Source organism: Janthinobacterium sp. BJB301 (assembly GCF_002735685.1).
GTDB lineage: Bacteria > Pseudomonadota > Gammaproteobacteria > Burkholderiales > Burkholderiaceae_D > Janthinobacterium > Janthinobacterium lividum.
Genome location: NZ_PDZJ01000004.1, coordinates 383,805 through 409,962, shown reverse-complemented (window position 1 = coordinate 409,962; position 26,158 = coordinate 383,805). Strand labels below are relative to the sequence as shown.

25 protein-coding genes and 1 riboswitch are annotated in these 26,158 nt (G+C 62.7%); of the genes, 14 read left to right on the top strand and 11 right to left on the bottom strand.

Annotated elements, in window-relative coordinates; all coding sequences use genetic code 11:
- Nucleotides 1-101 precede the first annotated feature (101 nt).
- Nucleotides 102-626 (top strand): Lrp/AsnC family transcriptional regulator, encoded by a 525-nt coding sequence (locus CSQ91_RS23885; protein ID WP_034753092.1) that lies wholly within the window; start codon nt 102-104, stop codon nt 624-626.
- Here CSQ91_RS23885 and CSQ91_RS23880 read toward each other — a convergent pair.
- Genes CSQ91_RS23880 through CSQ91_RS23865 form a run of 4 tightly spaced genes read right to left on the bottom strand, consistent with a single transcriptional unit; the run spans nt 618 to nt 5,161 of the window.
- On the bottom strand, nt 618-1,322 hold the full coding sequence (locus CSQ91_RS23880; RefSeq protein WP_099389818.1) for a GNAT family N-acetyltransferase: 705 nt from the start codon (nt 1,320-1,322) through the stop codon (nt 618-620). The two genes, CSQ91_RS23885 and CSQ91_RS23880, sit on opposite strands and share 9 nt — an antisense overlap.
- Nucleotides 1,319-2,431 (bottom strand): multifunctional CCA tRNA nucleotidyl transferase/2'3'-cyclic phosphodiesterase/2'nucleotidase/phosphatase, encoded by a 1,113-nt coding sequence (locus tag CSQ91_RS23875; protein ID WP_099389817.1) that lies wholly within the window; start codon nt 2,429-2,431, stop codon nt 1,319-1,321. Before CSQ91_RS23875 ends, CSQ91_RS23880 begins: the two co-directional genes overlap by 4 nt.
- Nucleotides 2,432-2,443: 12 nt before the next feature.
- On the bottom strand, nt 2,444-3,160 hold the full coding sequence (locus CSQ91_RS23870; RefSeq protein WP_034783529.1) for a glutathione S-transferase family protein: 717 nt from the start codon (nt 3,158-3,160) through the stop codon (nt 2,444-2,446).
- Between the two features lie 12 nt (nt 3,161-3,172).
- A complete protein-coding gene (locus CSQ91_RS23865) occupies nt 3,173-5,161 on the bottom strand; it encodes a lytic transglycosylase domain-containing protein (RefSeq protein WP_099389816.1) in 1,989 nt (662 codons plus the stop codon).
- 104 nt (nt 5,162-5,265) lie between these two features.
- On the opposite strand from CSQ91_RS23865, the gene CSQ91_RS23860 reads away from it, so the two are divergent.
- Nucleotides 5,266-5,793: a 5-formyltetrahydrofolate cyclo-ligase gene (locus tag CSQ91_RS23860; RefSeq protein ID WP_099389815.1), complete on the top strand. Its 528-nt coding sequence runs from the start codon at nt 5,266-5,268 to the stop codon at nt 5,791-5,793.
- Between the two features lie 15 nt (nt 5,794-5,808).
- Here CSQ91_RS23860 and metF read toward each other — a convergent pair whose 3' ends face one another.
- The 4 genes from metF to metK form a co-directional block, all read right to left on the bottom strand.
- A complete protein-coding gene (metF, locus tag CSQ91_RS23855; protein ID WP_099389814.1) occupies nt 5,809-6,639 on the bottom strand; it encodes a methylenetetrahydrofolate reductase [NAD(P)H] in 831 nt (276 codons plus the stop codon).
- Nucleotides 6,626-6,982, bottom strand: coding sequence for a phage holin family protein (locus tag CSQ91_RS23850; protein WP_034783534.1), 357 nt, complete (start codon nt 6,980-6,982; stop codon nt 6,626-6,628). The genes metF and CSQ91_RS23850 overlap by 14 nt, the downstream gene beginning before the upstream one ends.
- Nucleotides 6,983-7,176: 194 nt before the next feature.
- Nucleotides 7,177-8,601: an adenosylhomocysteinase gene (gene ahcY, locus CSQ91_RS23845; protein WP_034783536.1), complete on the bottom strand. Its 1,425-nt coding sequence runs from the start codon at nt 8,599-8,601 to the stop codon at nt 7,177-7,179.
- Nucleotides 8,602-8,628: 27 nt separating this feature from the next.
- A riboswitch (S-adenosyl-L-homocysteine riboswitch) is annotated at nt 8,629-8,697 on the bottom strand.
- A gap of 123 nt (nt 8,698-8,820) precedes the next feature.
- Nucleotides 8,821-9,987, bottom strand: coding sequence for a methionine adenosyltransferase (gene metK / locus CSQ91_RS23840; RefSeq protein WP_034783537.1), 1,167 nt, complete (start codon nt 9,985-9,987; stop codon nt 8,821-8,823).
- Between the two features lie 188 nt (nt 9,988-10,175).
- Here metK and CSQ91_RS23835 point away from each other — a divergent pair, with 188 nt between their 5' ends.
- Genes CSQ91_RS23835 through dapF form a run of 3 tightly spaced genes read left to right on the top strand, consistent with a single transcriptional unit; the run spans nt 10,176 to nt 12,792 of the window.
- Nucleotides 10,176-11,045 carry a lysophospholipid acyltransferase family protein gene (locus CSQ91_RS23835; RefSeq protein ID WP_034783538.1) on the top strand — a complete coding sequence of 290 codons (870 nt, stop codon included), beginning with the start codon at nt 10,176-10,178 and terminating at the stop codon, nt 11,043-11,045.
- Nucleotides 11,042-11,917, top strand: a complete 876-nt coding sequence (locus CSQ91_RS23830; RefSeq protein WP_034783539.1) for an LpxL/LpxP family acyltransferase — start codon at nt 11,042-11,044, stop codon at nt 11,915-11,917. Before CSQ91_RS23835 ends, CSQ91_RS23830 begins: the two co-directional genes overlap by 4 nt.
- A gap of 11 nt (nt 11,918-11,928) precedes the next feature.
- Nucleotides 11,929-12,792, top strand: coding sequence for a diaminopimelate epimerase (dapF, locus tag CSQ91_RS23825; protein WP_070280036.1), 864 nt, complete (start codon nt 11,929-11,931; stop codon nt 12,790-12,792).
- Nucleotides 12,793-12,816: 24 nt separating this feature from the next.
- Here dapF and CSQ91_RS23820 read toward each other — a convergent pair whose 3' ends face one another.
- Nucleotides 12,817-14,319, bottom strand: a complete 1,503-nt coding sequence (locus CSQ91_RS23820) for a tetratricopeptide repeat protein (protein ID WP_099389813.1) — start codon at nt 14,317-14,319, stop codon at nt 12,817-12,819.
- A gap of 415 nt (nt 14,320-14,734) precedes the next feature.
- Between CSQ91_RS23820 and CSQ91_RS23815 the strand changes: the two genes are divergently transcribed.
- From CSQ91_RS23815 to CSQ91_RS23780, 8 genes are all read left to right on the top strand, one after another.
- On the top strand, nt 14,735-15,814 hold the full coding sequence (locus CSQ91_RS23815) for a porin (protein ID WP_092609285.1): 1,080 nt from the start codon (nt 14,735-14,737) through the stop codon (nt 15,812-15,814).
- 179 nt (nt 15,815-15,993) lie between these two features.
- A complete protein-coding gene (locus tag CSQ91_RS23810) occupies nt 15,994-16,671 on the top strand; it encodes a DUF484 family protein (RefSeq protein WP_070258565.1) in 678 nt (225 codons plus the stop codon).
- 7 nt (nt 16,672-16,678) lie between these two features.
- Entirely contained in the window at nt 16,679-17,626 is a 948-nt protein-coding gene (locus CSQ91_RS23805; protein ID WP_099389812.1) for a tyrosine recombinase XerC, read from the top strand.
- A gap of 135 nt (nt 17,627-17,761) precedes the next feature.
- A complete protein-coding gene (locus tag CSQ91_RS23800) occupies nt 17,762-18,856 on the top strand; it encodes a CobW family GTP-binding protein (RefSeq protein ID WP_070280034.1) in 1,095 nt (364 codons plus the stop codon).
- Between the two features lie 481 nt (nt 18,857-19,337).
- A complete protein-coding gene (gene dksA, locus CSQ91_RS23795; protein ID WP_034753066.1) occupies nt 19,338-19,790 on the top strand; it encodes an RNA polymerase-binding protein DksA in 453 nt (150 codons plus the stop codon).
- Between the two features lie 211 nt (nt 19,791-20,001).
- Entirely contained in the window at nt 20,002-20,538 is a 537-nt protein-coding gene (gene hslV, locus CSQ91_RS23790; RefSeq protein ID WP_034783551.1) for an ATP-dependent protease subunit HslV, read from the top strand.
- A gap of 45 nt (nt 20,539-20,583) precedes the next feature.
- Nucleotides 20,584-21,936 carry an ATP-dependent protease ATPase subunit HslU gene (gene hslU / locus CSQ91_RS23785; RefSeq protein WP_099389843.1) on the top strand — a complete coding sequence of 451 codons (1,353 nt, stop codon included), beginning with the start codon at nt 20,584-20,586 and terminating at the stop codon, nt 21,934-21,936.
- Between the two features lie 18 nt (nt 21,937-21,954).
- Complete coding sequence (locus CSQ91_RS23780; RefSeq protein ID WP_070258561.1) at nt 21,955-22,149, top strand: hypothetical protein; 195 nt, start codon at nt 21,955-21,957, stop codon at nt 22,147-22,149.
- A gap of 151 nt (nt 22,150-22,300) precedes the next feature.
- On the opposite strand, the gene CSQ91_RS23775 is transcribed toward CSQ91_RS23780, so the two are convergent.
- Entirely contained in the window at nt 22,301-22,915 is a 615-nt protein-coding gene (locus CSQ91_RS23775) for an outer membrane protein (protein WP_099389811.1), read from the bottom strand.
- A 167-nt stretch (nt 22,916-23,082) separates the two neighbouring features.
- On the opposite strand from CSQ91_RS23775, the gene CSQ91_RS23770 reads away from it, so the two are divergent.
- Nucleotides 23,083-23,868, top strand: coding sequence for a helix-turn-helix domain-containing protein (locus tag CSQ91_RS23770; RefSeq protein ID WP_034783557.1), 786 nt, complete (start codon nt 23,083-23,085; stop codon nt 23,866-23,868).
- On the opposite strand, the gene CSQ91_RS23765 is transcribed toward CSQ91_RS23770, so the two are convergent.
- Nucleotides 23,841-26,102 carry a patatin-like phospholipase family protein gene (locus CSQ91_RS23765; RefSeq protein WP_099389810.1) on the bottom strand — a complete coding sequence of 754 codons (2,262 nt, stop codon included), beginning with the start codon at nt 26,100-26,102 and terminating at the stop codon, nt 23,841-23,843. The genes CSQ91_RS23770 and CSQ91_RS23765 overlap by 28 nt on opposite strands.
- Between the last annotated feature and the right edge of the window lie 56 nt (nt 26,103-26,158).

Below are 26,158 nucleotides of genomic sequence, written 5' to 3'. Positions count from 1 at the left end.
ACAGTATAGGCGCGGTCTGTGGGCATTAAATGCCAAAGATCTCCCGAACAATCATGATTTGCGCAATAATATTGCGTGAAACAAGAACCACCGGAGGAAGCATGAGCAAAATTACGCTGGATAAAACGGATCGGAAGATCCTCGCCGTCCTGCAGGCCGATGGCCGCCTGTCGAATCAGGACGTGGCCGAGCAGGTCAGCCTGTCGCCGTCGCCATGCTTGCGCCGCGTCAAACGGCTGGAAGAAGCGGGCGTGATCCGCCAGTACGTGGCCCTGCTGGACCCGGAAAAGATCGGCCTGGGGCTATTGGCTTACGTGAACGTGCGGCTGGAAAAGCACAGCGACGCCACCGCGCACAGCACGGCGCGCGTGCTGGCGCCCAATCTGGTGACGAACACGTCGCCGCGCGCCGACTTCGCCGTGGCCGTGGCGCAATGGCCGGAAGTGGTGGCCTGCTATGCGATGACGGGTGAGATGGATTACCTGCTGCGCGTGCACGTGGAAGACATGGAGCACTTTTCGCGCTTCATGATGGCGACGCTGCTGCGCCACCCGGCCGTGCTGGATGTGAAATCAAGCTTTGCCTTGCAGCGCATCAAGGATACGACGGCCCTGCCCTTATTGTGATGGCGGCCCGGGCTTCTTCCTACGCCCCGGCAAGCGATCCCACAGTTTGAACGCGGCGCGCGCATTGGCCTTGAACGTGTAGTCGAACATGGCGAACTGTTCCTGCACGGCTTCCTGCAGCATGCTCGACGGGTTTGGCGGCAACAGTTTCAGGTATGCATCGGCTTCGCCATAGTCGCGCTGGATTTCCATGCCCGCCTTCTTGGCGATATGCATCATCGTCTTGTTGGACGACAAACAATGCATGTACAGGGTATCGACATCGTTGTTGCGACAGTGAATCGCCGCCCGCTCGAACAGCTTTGAACCGACCCCCATGCCGCGCATGGATTTCGACACGGACACCCCAAACTCGGCCACCTGCTCCTTGTCCGTGACGACACTTTTCGCCGGCGACTTGTCTTTCGGCGCGAACGCCAGATGCCCCACCCCCACCAGTTTGAACAGGCTGTTGTAGACGCCGTAGATCATGTCGCGCGAGAAATCCATCTTCTGCACGTACTGAGCCACCAATTCATCGGGCAAGGCGCTGCCGAAGCGCAGCAGCCGGTCGCTTTTCTCGAGCGACAGGAAATGCTTCATCATGCGGCGCCGGTCGCGCTCATGCAACTGCTTGACGAGCACGGTCGGACGCCCGCCGCCGCTACGGCTGAGCCAGCGGCGAAACGGGTTCTGGAACAATTTGGGCAGGGTCATGGCAGTTCCCGGCTGCTGATCACGTTCGTGACGGCCTCGACCCGCGCAGCATGGATGACGGCCGGAATACGCTTCGGTTCCTGTGCGCACGCTTGCGCCAGCGCGCCCGCATCCACGCCGCGCACGGCCGCCAGCATGGCTTGCAGCCAGGCGGACTGTGGAAACACGGGATCCCGTGCATGCACATCGCATGCGATGGCGTCCAGCATCTGCACGAAACGCTGCGGCTTGCGCAGTCCGTCACAGCGCTCGCACAAGCTCACCAGTTCCTCGGCACTCAACGCCAGCGCGCCAGCGACCGCCGCCTGCTCGCGCGCCGCCATCACCGCCAGCTCGCGGCAGTCGTTGGGCACGCGCAGGCGCTCGCTCAGCGCGTTGATCTGCGCCAACAGCACAGCCAGCATCAGTACGGCAAAGCGCACGGGCAAGTCATGACCTTGCGCGGCGGCATGGTCGACGACCTGCAGCAAGCGCTCGCTCAGCGCGATTTCCCCCATGATGCGCGCCAGGGCGCCGCATTCGTGCAACACCGTCAGCATGCGCGAAGGATGGCTTTCCATCAGCCCCTTGGCCACTTCCTGCCACACGCGTTCGGCCACGAGGGCGTCGACTTCGCCGTCGGCCACCATGCGGCGCATCAGCTCCATGGTGGCGGGTGCGACAGTGAAAGTATGAAAACGGGCGGCAAAGCGGGCCAGGCGCAAGATGCGCACGGGGTCTTCGCCAAACGCGTCGGAGACGTGACGGAAGATTTTGTTGCGAATATCCTCGATGCCGCCGAACGGGTCGGTCAAGGTCCCGTCCCCGGCTTGCGCGATGGCGTTGATGGTGAGATCACGCCGCACCAGGTCGTCTTCCAGCGTGACGTCGGGCGCCGTGTGGAAGACGAAGCCCCGGTAGCCGGGCGCCGTCTTGCGTTCCGTGCGGGCCAGGGCGTATTCTTCCTGCGTCTTCGGGTGCAGGAAGACGGGGAAATCCTTGCCGACGGGGCGGAAGCCCTGGCGCAGCATGTCTTCCGGCGTGGCGCCCACAACGACGTGGTCGTGGTCTTTCACGGGCAAGCCCAGCAGTTGGTCGCGCACCGCGCCACCGACCGTGTATATCTTCATAACACTCTTTTCTTAATCAGGCAGTTCCGCGTCGTGTTTGGCAGCGACTTCCGTTTCCGCCAGCGCTTCCGTGATCCAGCGGGCCACGGCCGGGTGCGCCTGCACGCGCTCGCAATACGCATTCAGGGCCGGCGCCAGGCTCACGCCGTACGTGCGGAAACGCATGACGACGGGCGCGAAATACGCGTCGGCGATGGAAAAGTCGCCAAACAGGAACTGGTGGTGGCCAAAACGGGACAGACACTCTTCCCAGATTTCGCTGATGCGGCCAATGTCGGCCTGCGCGGCGGCCGTGCGGCCCCGTCCCGGCAATTTCGCCTTGATATTCATCGACATATCCGTGCGCAAGCCGGCGAAACCGGAATGCATTTCCGCGCAGACACAACGCGCCATGGCGCGCGCGGCCACGTCTTGCGGCCACATGTGTTTATCGGGAAACTGCTCGGCCAGGTATTCGCAGATGGCCAGGCTGTCCCAGATCGTGATCTCACCGGCCAGCAGCACGGGGACCCGGCCGCAGGCCGAATACTCGGCAATTTTGGTGGCCGTGTCGCTCTGGTCGAGCAGTACGCGCACTTCCTGGAACGGGATGCCGAAGGCCGTCATGGCCACCCACGGGCGCATCGACCACGATGAGTAATTCTTGTTGCCGATGATGAGGGTCAGGCCCGGTTCGCGCGCGGCGGCCAGGGTTTGCGTCAGGCTGGGATCAAGGATGGTCGTTTGCATGGTCGGCGAACTTTAGTTGGATGATGGCAAATCGGCAGAAACAGCGCTGTTTTTCGGCCCGACGGTACCCAGGCGCGCTTTCAGCGACTGCGGGCTCTTCTCGAACAGGGCCGCATAATAGGTGGCGTTGGCCATCACGTTTTTCACGTAGCCGCGCGTTTCCGTGTACGGAATGATCTCGGCAAAGACGGCGCCTTCCAGCGGACGCGTCATGGTGGCGCGCCAGATGCGCAAGCGCCCCGGCCCCGCGTTGTAGGCGGCGCTGGCCAGCACTTGCGAACCGTCGAGACCGCCAAGCACCATGTTCAGGTAATTCGTGCCCAGCAACACGTTGGTGCGCACGTCGCTCAAGGTTTCCGTAACGAAATCGGTAAGGCCTATCTTCTTGGCGACGTAACGGGCCGTCGACGGCATCACCTGCATCAGGCCGGATGCGCCCACGTGCGACTGCGCATCCATGATGAAGCGCGATTCCTGGCGGATCAGGCCATACACCCAGGCTTTATCCAGGCCCAGGGTTTGCGTGGCCGGATGCATGACGTCGTCATGCGGCGTCGGATAGCGCTGCGTATAGTCCACTTCCAGACGCGTGCGGTCCGAGGTGTTGACCATGCGGTCGAGCACATTGTTCTGGCGCGCAAATTCCGCGGCCGCCAGATGCTGGCGGTCCGTCATCGAACGCAATTCCCAGTTCCACTCGCGCGTGCCTTCGAAGCGCAAGCGCATATTGAAGAATTTCAAGGCACGCTGCAAGCCCGGATTGGCAGCCATGGCGGCGATTTCCGTGGGCGAGATCGGCTGGCCCGGCGGCGGCAAGACCAGGTGGTTGCCCAGCTCTTCATTGGCCAGCAAGCCATAGAAATTCGATTGCTCGGAAATCGTGCGGTACAGGGCGTCCGCCTGCGGGTTCGGGCGACCCGGCGTTTCCGCCTGCTGCGCGCGCGCCAGCCAGTAGACCCAGGTAGGATCCGTGCGCAGCGAGGCCGGCATGGCCTGGATCGCTGCTTTCACGAGGGGCCAGTTGCCCTCGCGCAAGGCGATACGCGCCTTCCACTGCATCTGCTCCTGGGTCAAGGGCGCGCCATTGGTTTTTTGCCAATATTCAAATGCTTCCGGCGCCAGCGAATACGACGCTTGCAAGGCCAGGCTGGCCCAGCCGATGGCCTGTTCCTGCGGCGTCAGCTGCGCGCTGGCCTTTTGCAGGGCCACCACGCCCAGTTTCAAGGTGCTTTTCGCCATGCGGCCGACGGCCACCAGGTACATCTCGTGGTCGGCGCGGCTGGCGCCCGGTCCCTTGGCCAACACCAGCGCCGGCAAGTCGATGGCTTGCGCCATCTTCGCGTCGGACGCGCCCAGCAGCAGCGCGATGCGGCGCGCCGGGCCCGTGGCATTGGTCTGGCCCGCCAGGCGGATCTGCGCCCACAGGTCATTCGTGTCAAACTGGCCATTTTGCGCCAATGCCGCGATCAGGCTGCCGCACGCTTCGCCATAGCCGGGCGGCGAGACGAGCAGGTTGCGTGCTTCGGACGCCACGTTCTGGCCCTTGGCCGCGCGCGACATCAGCGCGTAGCACTTGAGCTGGGTATCATCGTCGAGGGCGAATTGCGGATATTGCTCGTCGAATACGACCCAGTCGCGCTTGCGGCCCAGCTCCAGCAGCCAGTCGTTGCGGAAACGGTCGGCGATGGCGCTGCCCTTGTAGCGGTTCAGGTAATCGCGAAATTGCGCCTCGGTCAGCAGCTTGATGCGCGGTTTCAGCCGATAATAGTCAACATACGATGGAATCTGGTAATTCGTCAGGCGCCCCGCATAAAAGTCGGCTTTTTCGACGTCATCCTTGCGCGCGGCGTCGCGCAGCAGCAGGAAGGCATCGTCCTCGCTGCGCGTGTCGGGGGCGGCTGGGACTACGGTGGCCGATACCTGGGCCAGGGCTGCCAGGGGAGACAAGGCCGATGCAACACACAGCATCGTGCCGGCAATCCATTTCAGTGGGGAAATCAATGTACGACTCTCAATCTTAACTTGATGGTGATATGAATAGCGACCCTAGAATAACATGCGATCCGGCTGCACGGCCACCCATTGCGCCACAGGGCAAAGCCGGCTTGCGCAAGGCACTGCTGGCGGCCCGGCGCGCCCTGCCCGACGCCACGCGAGTAACGTGGGATGCGGCCATCGCGCAGCGCCTGCTGGACTGGTGCGCACAGGAAAACGTCGAGGAATTGGGCGTGTACTGGCCCCTGCATGGCGAGCCGGACTTGCACGGCGCCTATGCGCAGCTGGCCGCGCGCGGCGTGCAATTAAGCTTGCCGGTGGTGCTGGAAAAACATGCACCGCTGGCATTCAGCGACTGGACGCCGGGCGAAGCCATGGTCAAGGATGGCATGGGCGTGGCCGTGCCGGCCCGATTACGCCTGCGCCCGGCACCCGCCACCCTGCTGGTGCCTTGCCTGGGGTTTAACGGGGAACGCTACCGGCTCGGTTATGGCGGCGGCTATTACGACCGCACCCTGGCGCAGGTCCCCCGTCCGCGCACCCTCGGTATCGCCTATACCTGCCTGGCGGCAAGCTTTCCCAACGGCGAATACGACATCGCCCTCGATCACATCGTGACCGAGGGCGATCTGCTCTGACGGATCAGATGGGGATTACTTGACCAGGCGCTGCCACAGTGCGGTCGTAGGCGCCGCCTGGTTCATGCTATAGAAATGCAAGCCTGGCGCGCCGCCTTCCAGCAAACGCTCGCACAAGCCCGTCACCACGTCCAGGCCGAAAGCCTTGATGGACGCGCTGTCGTCGCCGAAGCTGGCCAGTTTCAGACGCACCCAGCGTGGAATTTCCGCGCCGCACATGTCCGAAAAGCGCATCAACTGCGTGTAATTCGTGATCGGCATGATGCCGGCCACGATAGGCACGTTGATGCCCATCTTCTGCGTCTGCTCGACAAACTGGAAATACGCGTCGGCATTGTAGAAGTACTGGGTGATGGCCGCATCGGCGCCGGCCTGCACCTTGCGCGCAAACGCGTTCAGGTCGTCCTGCGGCGAACGGGCTTGCGGGTGCACTTCCGGATAGGCGGCCACTTCGATATGGAAATGGTCGCCCGTCTCGGCGCGGATGAATTCCACCAGCTCGTTGGCATAGCGGAACTCGCCCGAGGCGCCATAGCCGCTCGGCAAGTCACCGCGCAAGGCCACGATACGGTTCACGCCCGCCGCCTTGAAGGCGGCCAGCACGGCGCGGATCGATTCGCGCGAACCGCCGACGCAAGACAGATGGGGCGCGGCCTGTTCGCCGGCCGCCAGGATCTCGCGCACGGTGTCCAGCGTGCCCTGCTGCGTGGTACCGCCGGCGCCAAAGGTCACCGAGAAATACTTCGGATGCAATTCAGACAACTTGACACGCGTGGCGCGCAGCTTTTCCGCCCCTTCCGGGGTTTTCGGCGGGAAAAACTCAATACTGAAATTATGCTTTTCCATCGTCGTTACTCAAAAGTAAGGTCGACAAGGCCCAGGAAATGATGCTGTACAGGATGGCACCACCCACGGCAGACCAGAAACTGGCAACATGGAAACCATCGATCACCTGCGCCACCAGCCAGAACAGGAAGCCGTTGATGATCAAAATGAACAGACCCAGCGACAAGAACGTCACCGGCAGGGTCAGCAGGATCAGCAAAGGACGGATCAGCGCATTGACCAGCCCCAGCACGGCAGCGGCCAGCAGCGCGGTCCAGCCGCTGCTCATCGTCACCGAGTGCATCAGGTAAGGGACGGCAAACAGGGCTGCCGCATTGATAAACCAAATCAGTAGCAAGCGCATTTCTCTAGCCTGTCAAAAAAGAGGGCAAGCCAGCATAGCCGGCCTTTTCAAAGTACACCGATCAGTATTGTTGCCTCAGGAACCGTAGCGAGCGGATGCGCGGCGTGGCCGAGAAGCGCAACTGTGCTGTAGCACAGTGAGCATCGCCGGCCGCGCCCCGCGCCGCGCCGTAGGTTCCCGAGGCAAGCAACCGATTAGTAGCGGTAGTGGTCGGGCTTGTATGGACCTTCCGTGCGCACGCCGATGTAGTCGGCTTGCTCTTGCGTCAGTTCCGTCAGCTGCGCATTCAACTTTTTGAGTTGCAAACGAGCGACTTTTTCGTCCAGGTGTTTTGGCAGGGTGTACACGCCGACCGGGTAGTTGGCCGTGTTCGCGTACAGCTCGATCTGGGCGATCGTCTGGTTGGCGAACGACGAGCTCATCACGTACGACGGGTGGCCCGTGCCGCAACCGAGGTTGACCAGGCGACCTTCGGCCAGCAGGATGATGCGGCGGCCCGACGGGAAGATGATGTGGTCGACTTGCGGCTTGATGTTTTCCCACTCGTATTGCTTCAGCGAAGCAACGTCGATTTCATTGTCGAAGTGACCAATGTTGCAGACGATGGCCTGGTCTTTCATGCGCGTCAGGTGATCGTGCGTGAGGATGTGATAGTTGCCGGTGCAAGTCACGAAGATGTCGCCGTGTTCGCACGCGTAATCCATGGTCACGACGCGGTAGCCTTCCATCGCCGCCTGCAGTGCGCAGATCGGATCGACTTCCGTTACCCATACCTGGGCCGACAGGGCGCGCATGGCTTGGGCCGAACCCTTGCCGACGTCACCGTAACCGGCGATGACGGCCACTTTACCGGCGATCATCACGTCAGTGGCGCGCTTGATGCCGTCGACCAGCGATTCGCGGCAGCCATACAGGTTGTCGAATTTCGATTTCGTGACGGAATCGTTCACGTTAATCGCAGGGAAAGCCAGCTTGCCTTCCTTGTGCATCTGGTACAAACGGTGCACGCCCGTGGTGGTTTCTTCCGTCACGCCGAGGATCTCCGGCAGACGCTTCGAGTACCAGGTCGGATCGGCCAGCAAGTGTTTCTTGATCGAGTTGAACAGGCAGATTTCTTCTTCCGAACCGGGATTGGCCAGCACCGACAGGTCGGTTTCCGCGCGCACGCCCAGGTGCAGCAGCAGGGTGGCGTCGCCGCCATCGTCGAGGATCATGTTCGAGTAGACAGCCTTGCCGTCCACGTTCGGCCATTCGAAGATGCGGTGCGTGTATTCCCAGTAGTCATCCAGCGACTCGCCCTTGACGGCGAACACAGGCGTGCCGGCGGCAGCGATGGCGGCGGCGGCATGATCTTGCGTAGAGTAAATGTTGCACGATGCCCAACGCACTTGCGCGCCCAGTGCTTCCAGGGTCTGGATCAGCACGGCGGTCTGGATGGTCATGTGGATGGAACCGGTGATGCGCGCGCCTTTCAGAGGCTGCGCTGCCGCGAATTCTTCGCGGATGGCCATCAGGCCAGGCATTTCCGTTTCAGCAATCTTGATTTCTTTGTCGCCCCATGCGGCCAAGGTAATATCGGCGATGGTGTAGTCGTGTTGCGATTTGAGTACGGCGTTCATCACGCCCTCCTTTCAGTTGTTGAAAAAGGTACGTGAGCGCAGTTGCAGGATATTCCGAGCCTGGCGAATTTCTTCGTCGCAACGCTCCTCGGACACGGGATTTTATCATTGTCAAGGCCGCCGCGCCAGCCTGTTTGCACGGCATTGCCACGTAACAACACATAAAAAAAGCGCCCGCGGCCAGCAGGCCGGGGCGCTTTTCTTGCAAATCCGACTAGATTACTTCAGGCCGGCAGCGTCGCGCAGCAGGGCGACCTTGTCCGTGCGTTCCCACGTGAATTCCGGCTCTTCGCGGCCGAAATGGCCGTAGGCGGCGCTCTTCTGGTAGATCGGGCGCAACAGGTCGAGCATTTGCACGATGCCTTTTGGACGCAGATCAAAGTGCGCCAGCACCAGCTTGGCGATTTCCGCGTCGGGAATCACGCCCGTGCCTTCCGTGTAGACGGTGATGTTGATCGGCTTGGCCACGCCGATGGCGTAGCTGACCTGCACCTGGCATTGGCGCGCCAAGCCGGCCGCGACGATGTTTTTCGCCACGTAGCGGGCCGCGTAAGCTGCCGAACGGTCGACTTTCGAAGGATCCTTGCCCGAGAACGCGCCGCCGCCGTGCGGGGCTGCGCCGCCGTAGGTGTCGACGATGATCTTGCGGCCGGTCAAACCGCAATCACCTTGCGGACCGCCGATGACGAAACGGCCCGTCGGGTTGACGAGGAATTTGGTCTCCGTCAGCCATTCGCGCGGCAAGATCGGCTTGATGATCTCTTCGATGACGGCTTCTTCGATCTGCTTGTGCGAAATTTCCGGCGCATGCTGGGTCGACAGCACGACCGTATGCACGCCGACCGGACGGCCATCGACGTAGCGCAGGGTCACTTGCGATTTCGCGTCCGGACGCAGCCATGGCAAACGGCCATCCTTGCGCAGCTGCGACTGGCGCTCGACCAGGCGGTGCGCGTAGTGGATGGCGGCAGGCATCAGCTCGGCCGTTTCATCGCAGGCGTAGCCGAACATCAGGCCCTGATCGCCAGCACCTTGATCCAGGTCAATCCCCGCACCTTCATCGACGCCTTGCGCGATGTCCGGCGACTGCTTGTCATAGGCCACCAGCACGGCGCAACCCTTGTAGTCGATGCCGTATTCCGTGTTGTCGTAGCCGATGCGTTTGATGGTTTCGCGCGCAACTTGAATATAATCCACATTGGCGTGGGTGGTAATCTCGCCAGCCAGCACCACCAGACCCGTGTTGCACAGGGTTTCGGCAGCCACGCGGGCGGCTGGATCCTGGGTCAGGATGGCGTCAAGGATGGCGTCGGAAATTTGATCGGCAACCTTGTCGGGATGGCCTTCCGAAACGGATTCGGAAGTGAAGAGATAGTCGTTTGACATTGCAAGCTCCTGTTTACTATGTGAATGTTCTGTCGCAGTAAAGAGGATTTTGCCTGCGACGCTTTAGCGAGATTTATATTCCGCATCGCAAGTTGTCTATTAACTCAGCGGTTACTGCATACGTGGTATTTTACGCTTCTTAAAAAATTTTGGCACGGCAACACGCCATTCCTGGAAACCGCTTATACATGTTAGTCCCAATTTTCCGCTTCCTGTCCATCTTTCCCCTGCCCGTCCTGCATGCCCTGGGCACTGCGCTTGGCTGGGTGATTTACGCCATTTCCCCGTCCTACCGCCGCCGCATGCGCGAGAACATGCAAGGTGCGGGGTTTTCGCAACACTTGCACGCGGCCGTGGCCGAAGCGGGCAAGAGCGTGCTGGAATTGCCCTTCATCTGGTGCGCGCCAGCCGAGCGCGTGGCGCGCCATGCGACGGTGGAAAACTGGGAACTGGTGGAAAAAGCGCTGCAGCACGGCCGCGGTATCGTCTTCCTGACGCCGCACCTGGGCTGCTTTGAAATCGTCGCCCAGCAAATCGCCCTGCGCACGCCGCTCACCGTGATGTACCGTCCGCCCAAGCGCGCCGCCTTGAAACCGCTGATCGAAGGGGCCCGCGCGCGCGAAAACCTGATGCTGGCGCCGGCCAACATGTCGGGCGTGCGCATCTTCGCCAAATGCCTGAAAAAAGGCCAGCCCATCGGCCTGCTGCCCGACCAGGTGCCGCAGGAAGGCGAAGGCGTGTGGGCCGATTTCTTTGGCCGTCCCGCCTATACCATGACCCTGCCGGCCAAGCTGGCGCAGATGGGCGGCGCCGAAGTCATCATCACCTACGCCGAACGCCTGCCAGGCGGGCGCGGCTATGTCGTGCATTTCGTGCCCTTCACCGAGTCCCTCGACAGCACCTCGGCGGAACAGGCGCGCACCATCAATGCAGCCATGGAACAATTGATCGCGCGCAGCCCGGCGCAATACCTGTGGAGCTACAACCGCTATAAAGTGCCGCGCGGCGCGCCGCCGCCCACGCCCGCGACGCCGAATGCCGCCGGGGAGCAGGCATGAGACTGCTGATCGCCTTCATGTGGCTGCTGCACTGGCTGCCCCTGCCCATCCTCGGCCGTTTCGGCGTGGCCGTCGGCAGCCTGCTGTTCATCGCCATGCCCACGCGGCGCAAGATTGCCCTGACGAATCTGCGCCTGTGCATGCCGGAATTGACGGAAGCCCAGCGCGTGGCGCTGGCGCGCCAGCATTTCCAGGCCTATTCGCGCAGCGTGTGGGAACGCAGCATCCTGTGGTGGTCGTCGGAAGCGCGCCTGAACCGCCTGATCAAAAAGGTGCCCGCCTTCCCGGGCCAGCAGATCGCGGCCAAGCCGACCATCCTGCTGTGTCCGCACTTCGTCTGCCTCGACGTGGCAGGCGCCGCCACGGCCATGGAAATTTCCGCTTCGTCGATGTATGTGCAGCAAAAGAACGCCGCCTTCGACCAGGCCTTGCGCAACGGCCGTTCGCGTTTCAAGCCGCCCAAGCTGTTTACGCGCCAGGACGGCATCAAGACGATTCTGCGCGCGCTGCGCGACGGCTTGCCGTATTTCATGCTGCCGGACATGGATTTTGGCGAAAAGGATGCGGAATTCGTGCCCTTCTTCGGCGTGCCCGCCGCCACCCTGACGGCCACGGCGCGCCTGGCGCTGGCCGCAAAAGCGCAAGTCATTCCCGTCATCGCCACCTTCCTGCCCAATTACCAGGGCTGGCAAGTGACCTACTATCCAGCGTGGGATGACTATCCGGGCGACGACATCACGGCCGCCACGCGCCGCATGAACGCATTCATCGAAGAGCGCGTGCGCGAAGCGCCGGCCGAGTATTTCTGGACGCATAAACGCTTCAAGACGCGTCCGGAAGGCGAAGCGTCGTTCTATAACCAGCACAAGTGATACGGCAGACCATGAAACTCCAATTTACCAAAATGCATGGCGCCGGCAATGACTTCATCGTCATCGACGCCATCCATCAAGATATCGACTTCACGCCAGCCCAGTGGCAGCGCCTGGCCGACCGCCGTTTCGGCATCGGCGCCGACCAGATCCTCGTGGTCGAAAAACCGCGCCTGCCCGGCTGCGATTTCCGCTACCGCATCTATAACAACGATGGCGGCGAAGTCGAGCAGTGCGGCAATGGCGCGCGCGCCTTCGTCAAGTTCGTCAGCGAAAAAGGGCTATCAAGCAAGGACAGCATCCGCGTGGAAACCATGGCCGGCGTCATCGCGCCACGCCTGGAGCCCGATGGCAGCATCACGGTCGACATGGGCGCGCCCGTGCTCGACCCCGCGCTGGTGCCGTTCGATGCAAACGGCCTGGACGGTGTAGCGCAAGGCAACGACACCTTGTGGCCGCTGGACCTGGCGCTGCCGGGCCAAACGTCGCCCGTGCTGGTGTCCGTCGTCTCGATGGGCAATCCGCATGCCGTGCAAGTGGTCGAGGATGTCGATGCGCAAGACCTGGAAGTGACGGGCCCGCGCATCGAGCACCACCCGCGCTTTCCCCGCAGGGTCAACGCCGGCTACATGCAGATCGTCGACCGCCAGCACGTGAAACTGCGCGTCTTTGAACGGGGTGCGGGCGAAACCCTGGCATGCGGCACGGGCGCCTGCGCCGCCGCCGTGGCCGGCATCCTGCGCGGCTTGCTCGATTCCCCCGTGCGCATCAGCGCGCGTGGCGGCGAACTGTCGATCGCCTGGCAAGGCGACGGCCATCCCGTCCTGATGACGGGCCCGGCCGTGACCGTGTTCGAGGGCACGATCGAGCTGTAGACGGGTGAAAGTAAGCAGTCAAAGTCAGGCCGCCAGGAACTGCTGTTCCTGTGCGACATCGAGTTCGGCCAGGTAGCACTTCAGGCGGTACAGGCGCTGCCGGTAATTGCCTTCCGGCCCCGCCACACCGCAATCGACGCGCTCGAACAGGCGCACCACCTGATCGAGCAGCTGGCGCTCCTGCGCCGTGCGGATCAGTACCAGGCGCCGCTTGCCGCGCCCATGTGTGGCACTGATATCGATCAACAGACAATGTCCCTGGTCAGCCGCGTGGATATCGAGCAGCAGCGCCTCGGCACGCGACAGATGGAAGCAGCGCGCCAGTTCCAGCCGCGCCGCCAGCAAGGGGTGGCTCTGGCCCAATTGCCGCAAGTGCCCATCGGCCTGCATGGCGGTGCACTGGCCCCAGTCGCCGGCTTCGCCCTGCGGCGCGATCTTTGCCAGCGCCGCCTCCGCTTCACTGCTGCCTTGCGCCTGCGCCTGCAGCAGCCAATACGCGGCCCGCACATCATTGTTGACGCCGTCGCGGCGATTGCGCCAGGCATGCATGCCGCATTCGAGCTGGGCCGGGCCATGCCCCAGGTCGGCGGCACGCTCCAGGCAGGAATGGGCTTCGACCACATTGCGCTGGGAAAATTCCGGTTTCGTGTAGATGCGCGACAGCACGAACCAGGCTTCGGCCAGCCCCTGCTCGCCAGCCTGCGTCAGCCAGCGCACGGCACGCTTGAAATTGGCCGCGCCATTGCGCGTGGCCAGCCGCTGGCCATGGGCATCCATGCGCGCATAGCCGAGCCCCAGCTCCAGCTGCGCCGTGCGGTCGCCGCCATGCGCTGCCAGCTCACAACACTGCCAGCCTTCGGCGTCGCCGCCAGGCGCCAATGCCTGGGCACAACGCGACAGCAACAGCACCTGCTGCGCGTCGAGGGCGATCGTGCGCGCACCGGCCGCCGCCTGGCGCTGCAGCAGCTCGCGCGCCAGCGGCAAGCCTTGCGACAGGAATCCGGCATGGTTGCCCTGGCGCCATGCCTGCTCCAGCCAGGCGTGCAGCGGCGCGTCGCCATCGATGGCTTTCTCGCCAGCCAGGCCGGTGTCCCGCCCGGCAGCGGCAAGCGAGCCATCTTGCATGGACAACAACCATTGTGCATCGGGCAAGCCGGCCCGCACGGCGGCATCCAGCGCCACGCGCGCCTTGGCGCGCAGGGATTCACAGTGACTGGCGGTATTGCCCAGCACCAGCTGCGCCAGCACCAGGCCCGCCTGCACCAGGCCTGCATCGAACGCCTGCGCGTAATAGGGAATCAGCGCCTTGGCTGCCGGTTGCGCCACTTCGAACGGCACGTGCGTGCCAATCAGCAAGCACGCTTCCTCGCTATCCTCCTGGGCCGCCCGCGCCAGCCAGTGCAAGGCCGTGGGCAGGCTTTGCGGCACGCCCTGTCCAAACAGATACACCCGCCCCAACGCCAGCTGGCAGGCAACATCGCCCGCACGTGCGCCCTTGATCAATCCTAATGTTTCGCGATTTGCCATCGATTCTCGATATTGAGTCAATGATTCTAATAATAGTGAGCCGTCTCCAGGCCCATCAACGCAGGCCTTCCCTTAGTGTACCGTCCTTGTGTCATAAATCCGCCAAAGCCGCCTCAAGAACTTGATTCAACGCAACAATGTCCTGGCGCGGACATGCCAATATGGCAAGGCGCCGCCAGCGTGACGGTGGGAGAACGCTGTCCATCGGCGCAGGATCGGCATAAACCGCGCGTTACAAAAATACAACAGGGGCATGCAGTTATGCCGCTTTTCACCAATCTTTTCACGCACATTTGACCAATCCCGCACGTCTTGCGCGCCGACGAATTAAGGTTCATTCATCGAAACGCGACAGTTAGCGCATTTCAATCTGCTCGGATCTCGGACGGAACTCACTTTTAATAGGGAATAAGACATGAAAAAATCACTCGTTGCCCTCGCACTCTTCGGCGCCTTTGCCGCAACCGCACAAGCGCAGTCGTCCGTCCAAATCTACGGCACGATCGATGCAGGCCTGGGCAAAGCGACTGGTTCGACCACCGCCGTCACCAAGCGCGACAACAACAAGCTGGGTTTCAAGGGCACGGAAGATCTGGGCAATGGCTTGAAAGCCATTTTCCAACTGGAAATTCGCTATGAATCCGACACTGGCACCGTAGAAAACACGTCGGGCGCCAATTCGCGTCCGCTGTTCCAGGGTCAAAGCCGCGTCGGCCTGCAAGGCGACTTCGGTACCGTGCGTCTGGGCCGTGGCCTGACCGCCTTCCAGGAAACGAGTACCGGTTTCGAACCATGGTCGGGCATGCCTACGCCAGCCGGTTTCCAGACCGACCTGACCGTTGCCGGCTACACCAGCGATCCGCTGAGCGCGCCAGGCAACTCGCGTAACCGCTTCTCGAATGCCGTGTTCTACAACTCGCCAGTCATCAGCGGCTTCCAGTTCAACGCCACTGTGGCCGCCAAAGAAGCGAACAACAACACCGCCGTTGCAGCCACCGTGCGCAACCTGACGACGAATGCCACCGGCAACTTCGCCCTGCCAGCAAATGCGGTGCCAGCATCGAACCCGTACTCGGTGTCGGCAACGTACAACAATGCCCAGTTCGCCGCCATGGCTGCCTACGAGCGTAACGGCCTGCAAGCCAAGCTGTGGTCGGTCGGCGCATCGTTCAATCCGATCGCGGAATTGAAACTGATGGCAACGTACCAACACCAGGATGACGGCAACTTCAAGATCGTCAACACCGACACCAAATCGTGGGTGCTGGGCGCCAACTATGACGTCGGCCCAGGCAAGATCCGCGCTGGCTACGGTCAAAAAACGCCGGATGGCGTCGCCAAGACCAAGCAAGCATCGCTGGGCTACGACTACAATCTGTCGAAGCGTACCTACCTGTACGCAGATATTTCGAACAAGAAATCGGCCAGCGTCGCCAACTACAACAACACCACCTCGGTCAACTACATCGGCCTGGGCGTACACCACAATTTCTAATGGCCCGCCTGTCACCCTCCGCGGGTGACAGCTGACCAGGAAATACAAAGCGGCATGGGCAACCATGCCGCTTTTTTCATGGGCGCGCGGAAAATGCACGGGCGCCATACCCTTTGCGCCTATGCCGGCGCACTCTCGGTTAGAATGAAGTGTTCAACTTTCACTGACAGATATTCTCAATGACCGCCACACTCGATTCCAGCACCGTCGCCCAGTACCTGAGCGAGCACCCGAATTTCTTCGAAGAGCATACCGCTCTGCTCGGCGAGGTCAAACTGAGCAGCCCGCTGACGGGACGCACCATCTCGCTGCAGGAGCGGCAGATGGAAGTGATGCGCGACAAGTACAAGGCGCTCGAACTGCGCATGTCCAAGCTGAGCCGTGTGGCCGAGGAAAATGGCGACATCGCCAGCAAGTTCCACGGCTGGAACCAGGCCATGCTGCAAGTGCGCAACGATGCGGACATGCCGCGCGTGCTGGTCGACGCCTTGCAAAGCAATTTCGACGTGCCCTACGTCAGCCTGCGCCTGTGGCAAGTGCTGCCGGAACACGCCAACGGCTGGTTCACGGAAGATGTCACGGCCGATGTGCGCATGTTCGCCAACAGCCTGCAAACGCCGTACTGCGGCAGCAACCGCGATTTCGAAGCCGTGCACTGGTTGCAGGCCGATAAGATCGAATCGACCGTCATGATCGCCCTGCGCGCGCCCGGCACGACGGGCACCTTCGGCTTGCTGGTGCTCGGCTCGCCCGACAGCGAACGTTTTACGTCCAGCATGGGCACGGACTTCCTCGTGCATATCGGCGCCACGGCCAGCGCCGCCCTGGCCGCGCTGCGCGCCGGCACGCCTGCCTGAGAACGCCATGGGCGACACGCGCGGCAAGGCCGAGTGGCTCGACGCCTATCTGGCGCAGCTGGCCACGCAACGCAAGCTGTCGCCGCATACGCTTGACGCCTACCGGCGCGACCTGCGCGCCTTGCTGGAACTGAGCGGCAACACGCCCTGGACGGCTCTTGCGCACAACGAAGTGCGCCGCTACACGGCCAAGCTGCACGCTGGCGGCCTCGACCCGCGTTCCATCGCCCGCAAGCTGTCGTCGTGGCGCGGCTTCTTCAACTGGCTCAGCGGCGCGACCAAGCTCGACGCCAATCCTGTCGACGGCATCCGCGCCCCGAAGCGGGCCAAAACGTTGCCGAAAGCCCTGTCGGTGGATGACGCCGTGCGCCTCGTGGCGCCCGCGCAACACCAGCAAGGCGCCGCCGAGCCGGAACAACTGTGCAACCGCGCCATGTTCGAACTGCTGTATTCGAGCGGCTTGCGCGTGTCCGAACTGACCAGCCTGGACACCCATTACTGCAAGGCCGACGGCGGCCAGCCCGCCTCGCTGGGCTGGCTCGACATGGCCAGCTTCGAAGTCATCGTCACGGGCAAGGGCAGCAAGATGCGCAAGGTGCCCGTCGGCAAGGCGGCCCTCGTGGCCTTGACGGCCTGGCTGGGCGTGCGCCCGCCGGCGGCCGATGGCAGCGCTGCCTTGTTTTTAAGCACGCGCGGCACGCGCATCTCGCCGCGCGTGCTGCAGCTGCGCCTGAAGGCGCATGCGCTGGCGACGGACATTCCCGCGAATGTGCACCCGCACGTGCTGCGCCACTCGTTTGCCTCGCACGTGCTGCAATCGTCGGGCGACTTGCGCGCCGTGCAGGAAATGCTGGGCCATTCCAGCATCACCTCGACCCAGGTTTACACGGCCCTCGATTTCCAGCACCTGGCGCACGTGTATGACCAGGCGCACCCGCGCGCCAAGCTCAAGTAGGCAGCCGCTCCCGCTGGACGGCCTGATCCATATCAAGCGGATGGGCGCGCATTTGCAAGCTTTTGCAAAATTCCGGCATAATCGTCCGCATTCTTCCGCTTGCGCGGCGGCACCACCGATTACAAGGCATCTCTCATGGCACTGATTCCAACCACCATCCTCACCGGTTTCCTGGGCGCCGGCAAAACCACCTTGCTCAACCGCATACTGCAGGAAGACCATGGCATGCGCATCGCCGTGATCGAGAACGAGTTTGGCCAGGAAAACATCGATAACGAGATCCTGGTGCAGGACAGCAACGAACACATCATCGAGATGAACAACGGCTGCATCTGCTGCACCGTGCGGGGCGACCTGATCGTGGGCCTGACGGAACTGGCGCGCAAGCGCGACGCCGGCTTGCTGGCATTCGACCGCGTCGTCATCGAAACGACGGGCCTGGCCAATCCCGGCCCCGTGGCGCAAACCTTCTTTGTCGACGAGGAAGTGGGCAGCCACTACATGCTCGACGCCATTATCACGGTAGTCGATGCCCGCCATGCCATGAAGCAACTCGATGAATACGAGGAAGCCCAGCGGCAAGTGGGCTTTGCCGACAAGCTGCTGCTGTCGAAAACCGACCTCGTCAGTGAAGAGGACGTGGCCGCCCTGACGCGTCGCCTGAAGCGCATCAACCCGCGCGCGCCCATCGCCAAGGTCGATTTCGGCCGCGCGCCGCTGGCCGAAGTACTCGACATCCGCGGTTTCAACCTGAATGAAAAACTGGAACTGGACCCGGATTTCCTGGCGACGGAAACGGCGCACGTGCATGATCATGACAAGGCGCACGACCATGCACACGGACATGAGCACGAGCATGGTCATAAGCACGAGCACAGCGACGCCTGCGCCACCGATTGCGGCCATGCCGACCACCACCATGCGCAGCACAGCGACGATATCGCCGCCTTTGTTTTCAAGAGCACGCAACCGTTCGACAGCGCCAAGCTCGACGAGTTCCTCGGCGGCCTGGTGCAAGTGTATGGCCCGCGCATGCTGCGCTACAAGGGTGTGCTGCTGATGCAGGGCGCCGAGCGCAAGGTGGTCTTCCAGGGCGTGCACCAGCTGATGGGCAGCGACCTGGGCGCCAAATGGGGCGAAAACGAAGTGCGTGGCAGCAAAATGGTATTTATTGGCAAGAATCTACCAAAAGACATTTTTATTCGCGGACTCGAACAATGTTTGGTATAAACTAGCCGGGTTTTGCAAAGTATCCGTTGCAAAGCAGAAACAAAAGGGAAAGTTAAGCACGCTTTCCCGCTGTCCGACACCCATCTTGCTGGCATAAACCAACAAGTAGCCGTTTCTGATCGGCTAGTCAACAAATCGGGATGGCAATATAAAGCAAAGCGTGCCAAAATCAGCGACGAAAACGGCCCATGTCGTTCGCCTGTCATGAAATGCTGGCAAACTGCCGCTGGCCGCATGCCAGGCATGCAACCGATCCACCCAACACGCCTGTTGACGCGCGCATAGCGCGACTGGCATAGAGCGGTAAAAAGTTATCAACATGGCACCTTAGCCGGCCGGTAGTCCTGGCTTTCGCCGGCAAGCCAAGGTCGCACGCAGTACAGCGGGACAGCAATGCCAAGCGGAACCTGTACAGTTGCTCGGTATCGCCGCATCAACTGATCAATTTGAAAACTCTGTCGTATCGAAGGTAAGCGAAGTTATGACCAAAACTAATAAATCGACCCCGGCCGCCAACCAAGACATCCCTCTCATCAGCGAAGACCAAATTCGCGCCATGAGTGAAGATGACTACATGAATCCGGCACAACTGGCATTCTTCAAGGCGCGCCTGCAGCAGCTCGAAAAAGATCTGCTGAAAAACGCCGGCGAAACCACGGAACACTTGCGTGAAACCGTGCTCGTACCGGATCCTGCCGACCGTGCCACCATCGAGGAAGAGCATGCGCTGGAACTGCGCACGCGCGACCGCGAGCGCAAATTGCTGAAGAAAGTGCAGCAATCGATCGCCAGCATCGACGCCGGCGACTATGGCTGGTGCGAAGAAACGGGCGAGCCTATCGGCATCCCGCGCCTGATCGCCCGTCCGACCGCCACCCTGTCGCTGGAAGCCCAGCAACGGCGCGAACTGAAGCAAAAGCTTTACGGCGACTGATCGCCCCTCCCTTGCGCGGTCGCCCCGGCGGCCACGCGATGGCGAATAAAAAAGCACGCAAGCTTCGGTTGCGTGCTTTTTTTTCGTCCCGCGCCGACTACACTGAAGCAGGCACTGCCGCTTGCAATTGCCTTTTCCATCCCCACTTTTGAGGCATGGGCGCGCAATCGCATGGCCTTGCACGCATCGGCACGAATCTTTTGAGGTCACTATGGAACAATTTCACGGCACCACCATCCTCTGCGTCCGGCGCGGCAAGCAGGTCGCCCTGGGCGGCGACGGCCAGGTAACGCTCGGCAACATCGTCATGAAGGGCACGGCCCGCAAAGTGCGTAAGTTGTATCAGGGCAAGGTCCTGGTCGGCTTTGCCGGCGGCACCGCCGACGCCTTCACCCTGCTCGACCGATTTGAAGGCAAGCTGGAAAAACACCAGGGCAACCTGCTGCGCGCCTCCGTCGAACTGGCCAAGGACTGGCGCACCGACCGCGTGCTGCGCCGCCTGGAAGCGATGCTGCTGGTGGCCGACAGCGAGTCGACCTTGGTCATCACGGGCAATGGCGACGTGCTGGAACCGGAAGACGGCATCGGCGCCATCGGCTCGGGCGGCACCTATGCCCAGTCGGCCGCCAAGGCGCTGCAGGAAAACACGGACTTGTCGCCGGCCGACGTGGTCAGGAAATCGCTGACCATCGCCGCCGAGCTGTGCATTTACACGAATATGTCCCACATCATCGAGACCTTGGACTAAACCTCCAAGCGCGCCTGAGCAAAGAATAGAAAGCCAACTATGATCATGAACATGACCCCGGCGGAAATCGTCACCGAACTCGACAAGCACGTGGTGGGCCAGGCCAAGGCCAAGCGCGCCGTCGCCATCGCCCTGCGCAACCGCTGGCGCCGCCAGCAGGTGGCCGAGCCCCTGCGCCATGAAATCACGCCCAAGAACATCCTCATGATCGGCCCCACGGGCGTCGGCAAGACGGAAATCGCGCGCCGCCTGGCCAAGCTGGCCGAGGCGCCGTTCATCAAGATCGAAGCGACCAAATTCACGGAAGTCGGTTATGTGGGGCGCGACGTCGACACCATCATCCGCGATCTGATCGACATCGGCATCAAGCAGACGCGCGCGCTGGAAATGAAGAAAGTGCGCGCGCGCGCCGAAGACGCGGCTGAAGACCGCGTGATCGACATCCTCGTGCCGCCGGCGCGCGACTTCGGCTTCACACCGAATACGGCGGCGGCCGTGGACACGGGCAGCGGCGACAGCACGCGCCAGACCTTCCGCAAGCGCTTGCGCCAGGGCGAGCTCGATGACAAGGAAATCGAGATCGAGCTGGCCGAGGCGGGTCCGCAGATGGAAATCATGGCGCCGCCGGGCATGGAAGAAATGACGGAGCAGATCAAGTCCATGTTTTCGGGCGTGGGCGGGCAGCGCAAGAAGGCGCGCAAGGTCAAGATCCGCGAAGCCTTGAAACTGCTGCTCGAGGAAGAAGCGGCCAAGCTGCTCAACGAAGATGAACTGAAACAGAAGGCCATCCAGAACGTCGAGCAGAACGGCATCGTCTTCCTGGACGAGATCGACAAGATCGCCTCGCGTTCGGAATCGGGCGGCGCCGACGTCTCGCGCGCCGGCGTGCAGCGCGACCTGCTGCCGCTGGTCGAAGGCACGACCGTCAACACCAAGTACGGCATGATACGCACGGACCACATCCTGTTCATCGCTTCGGGCGCCTTCCACCTGTCGAAGCCGTCGGACCTGATCCCGGAACTGCAGGGACGCTTCCCCATCCGCGTGGAACTGGAATCGCTGTCGATCTCGGACTTCGAGCGCATTTTGACGAGTACCGACGCCTGCCTGACGATGCAGTACGAAGCCTTGCTGGCGACGGAAAACCTCACATTGCAATTCGCGCCGGAAGGTATCACGCGCCTGGCGGAAATCGCCTATGCGGTGAACGAGCGCACGGAAAACATCGGCGCGCGCCGGCTGCACACGGTGATGGAAAAACTGCTGGAAGAAGTGTCGTTTACGGCCAGCGAAAACAGCAGCAGCACGGAAAACCTGCTGGTGATCGATGCCGCGTATGTCAACGAACGCCTGGAAGCGCTGTCGGTCAACGAGGACCTGTCGCGCTACGTGCTGTAGGAAAGAAGGGGGAAACCGATGGCAAACAAGGCATTGGCGACGCGGCAGAAAATGCAGTTCCGCGTCGAACCCTCGCAAAAACCGCGCAACCCGGTCGCCACTGCCGCCCTGCAGCGCGCCGCCGGAGCGCACGTGAAAACCGTGTCAGGCCAGCGCCAGCAGGAAAAACGCCTGCTGGCGAAATTGCTGCAGAAGGTTGACGTCAAAGACTGATCTGGAAATGTCCATGGCAAGGCGCATGGACGAAGACAGTATGAGCAATACGGCGAGGCCGTGCAACGCCGCCATGAACATTTCAGGCCGCCCGCGGACACCCCGTTCTGGGGGCGTCCGCCATCAGGCCATCGTCTGCTGAACGTCCCCCTTAGAAACGGTAGGACGCGCCCAGCGAAAACATGTCGACCTTGGTCGTTTGCTTGCTGTTGTACTTGACGGGCACGCGGTCCCAGTCGAGGTGCAGCGACCAATTCTTGTTCAGCGCATACGCCGCGCCGATGCCGTAGGTCAGGCCGATCTTGCTCTTCTTGTCCGAACCGCCGCCCAGATAATCGACCTTGCCCTGCGTGTATGCCGCACCGGCGCGGCCACTCAATGTAAACGCGTCAAACTGGTAACCGAGCACGCCCTGCATGCCGAGGCCCGTGAACTTGCCGCGGCCAGCGCGGTTGCCCGCGTCCGTGTCGAAGCCGGACTTGACCTCGCCGCCCATGTACCCCACCAGCTCAATCGAAGGCAGGGCCACGCCGCCCTGAAACGGCAGCGCGTCGAAACTGTAACCCAGGTAGGCCTTGCCATTGCGCTTGCTGCTTTTGTCGCAATCGCTTTGTCCGGCGATGCAATCGAGGCCGCTACTGGCGCGAAAGCCATAGCTGGCGCCCGCGTAGAACGGACCCGGTGCCGGTTCAGCTGCGACGGCATGCAGGGGGGCGATGGTGGCCAGCGCCAGCAGCGCTGCGGGGAAACGGAAAGATGGGAACATGGATAACCTCTACAAGTGGATGGATTGCCTGGTTGTAGCGCGCTGCGCGAGCCACAAGCGGGAGTGTCATCGCTTTTGCCGAAAAGTACTATCACCTTGTGCAAAGTGCCGTTAACGGCTACATTCGGTACCGTCATCCGCCACCAAAATTGCATAAAGGAACTATCGTGAGTTCACCTGAACTGGTTTTGCGCGTACTGCGCACCCAACTGCGCGCCGCCGGCATCACGTACAAGGTACTGGCCGAACGCATCGGCATGAGCGAATCAAGCGTCAAGCGCATGTTTGGCCAGCACGACATGTCGCTGTCGCGCCTGGCCCTGATCTGCAAGGCTTCGGGCATCGCCATGGAGGACGTGCTGCGCGGCGCGGCCGACATCACGCCGCATGCCGACACGCTCACGCTGGTGCAGGAAAAGTCGCTGGTGGCGCATCCGCGCTTGCTGCTGGTGGCGATCTGCTGCCTCGGCCACTGGAGCCTGGAGCAGGTGGTGGAAACGTATGCGCTGACGCAGGCCGAATGCATCGGCTGCCTGGCCGAGCTGGACCGGCTGGGCTTGATCGAACTCAAGCCGCTGAACCGCTACAGCCTGCGCGTCTCGAACGCCTTCCACTGGCTGGCCGACGGCCCGGTGCAGCAGTACTTCCGCGAACACGTGGTGGCCGATTATTTCAGCGGGCATTTTGACGGCGCCGGCGAAACCCTGATGTGCATCCCGGCGCGCCTGTCGCTGTCGAGCGCGCAGGAGCTGGTGCAAAAGATCCGCCAGCTGGCCGAGGAACTGGCGCGCCTGCACCAGAACGACCGGCGCCTTGCGCCTGCCGAGCGCGACGGCTTTACCCTGCTGCTGGGCTTTCGCTCATGGGAATTTGCCGCCTTCACGGCCCTGCGCCGCAGCACGGCGTCCGCCGCCCCCGCGGCGCCCTACCAGACCGGTCCCAGGAACAGATAGAGCGTGCTCTCGCCGCCCTTCGATGCGCCCGAGGCCACGTACACGGGACCGAAGCGCGTATCGACGGAGATGAAGGCGCTGCTGGCCTGCGTGAATTTGGTGGATTTCCAGCGCTCGCTCTGATCGAAGCCGCCGCCCATTTCCAGCGAAAAGCCGGCCCGCACGGCACCGCCCAGGGTGCTGGGCAGGGAGCCGATGCGGCGCGCCATCACGAAGCGCGCCAGGGCCACGCTGCGCCCCGTCACCGATTCGAACTGGGTGCCGGACAGGCGCAGGAAGCCGCCAAGGCTGAGCGGCGCCTCGCCGCGCTGCGCGCGCGCCCATTCGCCATACACGTGGCCGGCCCAGTTGCCGCGGCCAAAGGCCTTCAGGCCCGTGATGGCGGAGCGTCCCAGGCCCGACTCGCCCGTACCGGTGGTCGCAGAGCGGGTCCAGGTGGCGTCGAGCAGCACGCCGCGCGTGGGAAAACCGGGCGAATCGAGCGTATCGACGCGGAACTGGACGAACTGGTTGGTGCCCAGCGCCCGCTCCTCGGGGAAGGCCGGGTCGGCGGGGATGCTGAGACCGGCCTTCACCTCGCTGCGCGTGATGCCGAACTGCAGGTCGCCCCAGAAACCGAACTGGCGTCCCAGCACCAGGCTGGCACCCTGGCCGCTGTAGGCGACGCGCGCGCTGCGCCGTCCCTTGTCGAACAGGTCGACTGCCTGCGAACTGTACTGAATCGATGGCGCGATGTACCACGGGTTGCCGGCGCCGAGCGGCTGCCAGTACTGCACGCCGAAGTTGCGCGTGGTGCCGATCTGCACCATGCTGCGCAATTCGCCGCCCCAGCTGTTCAAATTCGAGCGCACGTGCAGCAGCTTCAGGGCAAAGGTATTGCTGTCCCTGAAATCGCTGGCCATTTCCAGGCCCACGCGCAGGCGGTTGCTGGCCCATGGCGCTTCGACCGCCTTGATATTGACCGTGCGCTGGTCGCCCGCGTCGACCACTTCCGTCTCCACGCGCGCCACGTCGCCGCGGCCATACAGCCTGGCCGCCGCCTTGAGCACATCCTCCTGGCTGACGGACTGCCCTTCCTCCAGCCCGGATTGCGCCTGCAGGATGCGCGGATTGATATCGCCTTCGCTCTCCACGGCCAGGCGCGTGAGCGGCAGGGCTACGTCCAGCAGGGCCGGCGCGGCCAGGCGCAGCTGCTCGCGCGCCGCATACTGTTCCGGCGGCAGGGCCAGCGGCGCGAGGCGGGCGGCCAAGGCCTGCGCCGCCTGCTCGCCGGCGCGCATGGCGCGCGCATAGTTTTCAAAGTCGAGGAAGCTGACGCCCGTCAAATCGGGCGCCACCAGGATATCCTGCGGCCGCAGCTCCTTGAGCGAACGCTGCACGTTCTGCTCCGTGAGAATCTGCAGCATCTGCTGCGCCACGCCGATGGCGCTGCCCAGTTCCTTTTCCGGCGCCAGCGGCGTGCCCACGTTGACGGCGATGATGATGTCGGCGCCCATGGCGCGCGCCATGTCGACGGGCAGGTTGCGCACCAGGCCCCCATCGACCACCAGCCGGTTGTTCACGCGCACGGGGGCAAACACCCCCGGCACGGCCAGCGAGGCGCGCATCGACAGGAACAGGGGCGTATCGACCAGCTCCACCAGCTCGCCATTGACCAGGTCCGACGCCACCGAACGGAAAGGCAGCGGCAGCTGGCTGGCGGGGCGGTCGCGCATGCCGGCCGGCAGCAGGCGGTTCAAGGCCATTTCCAGCGCCGCATTGCTGGCCGCCGCCGGCGGCGTGGAAATGCCGTTACGGCTGGTGCCAAACTCGATGCGCGACGGCAGCAACAAATCTTCCTCGCGGCGGCGGAACGCCAGTTCGTCGCGCGGCGGCCGGTCAGCCACCACGCGCGCCCAGTTGGTCTCGCGCGCCATCTTTTCCAGGTCCGCCACGGAAGCACCGGCCGCATACGCGCCACCCACCACGCCGCCCATGCTGGTGCCGACCACCATGTCGATCGGCACATGCAGCTCCTGCAGCACTTTCAATACGCCGATATGCGCCAGGCCGCGCGCGCCGCCGCCCGACAGCACCAGGGCGATGCGCGGGCGCGCCGCCACGGTCGCGGGCACGGCCAGGGTAGCAGCGGGGGTAGAGGTAGTGGCGGCGGCGGGGACGTCGGCTGCGGCAGCCGCCGGCAAGGCGCATAGCGCCGCCACGCAGCCCGCCAGGACGGCACGGATCGAGAACATGAAGACTCCTGTAGCGATGGCGGCATGGCGCCATCGGCAAAATACGATAAGAACAG